Origin of the sequence: Vibrio sp. 1727 (assembly GCF_033344415.1) — a bacterium.
GTDB classification, from domain to species: Bacteria; Pseudomonadota; Gammaproteobacteria; order Enterobacterales; family Vibrionaceae; genus Vibrio; species Vibrio alginolyticus.
The window spans coordinates 1-519 of record NZ_JAWPOT010000660.1 but is presented as its reverse complement, the minus strand read 5'-3'; the positions used below and the strand labels follow the sequence as shown (position 1 = coordinate 519).

Annotated in this window: 1 protein-coding gene; it reads left to right on the top strand. The window is 49.7% G+C overall.

The features are described 5' to 3' along the window. A partial coding sequence (locus tag R8O10_RS27465) for a helicase-related protein (protein ID WP_318192266.1) occupies positions 1-519 on the top strand: 519 nt, incomplete at both ends.

Genomic DNA, 519 nt, shown 5'->3' with positions numbered 1-519 from the left:
AACCAGCAGAGATCGACGCAAAATCGCCACTGCGTGAGCGTAAGAAGATTGCTCAATGGTATCACCGTGCTGATAGCGCAGAACACAAACTGGCTCTGCTGAAACATATCATCACAGAGCAAGCTGAGCGCACTATCGTGTTCTTAAAAACTCGTGAACGCTTGGCAGAGCTACGTGCACAACTTGAGAGCGCACAAATCCCGTGTTCGTGGATTCAAGGCGAAATGCCTCAAGATCGTCGTAATAATGCCATTGCACGTTTCCGTGACGGTACTGTGAACGTGCTACTAGCAACTGACGTTGCGGCGCGTGGTATCGACCTTCCTGATGTTTCTCACGTTATCAACTACGACATGCCTCGCACGGCTGACGTATACCTTCACCGTATCGGCCGTACAGCTCGTGCAGGTAAGAAAGGTAACGCTATCTCAATCGTAGAAGCGCACGACCAGCCAATGATGGATCGCGTAGCACGTTACGTGAAAGAAGACATCAAAGAGCGTTTCATTAAAGAGATGC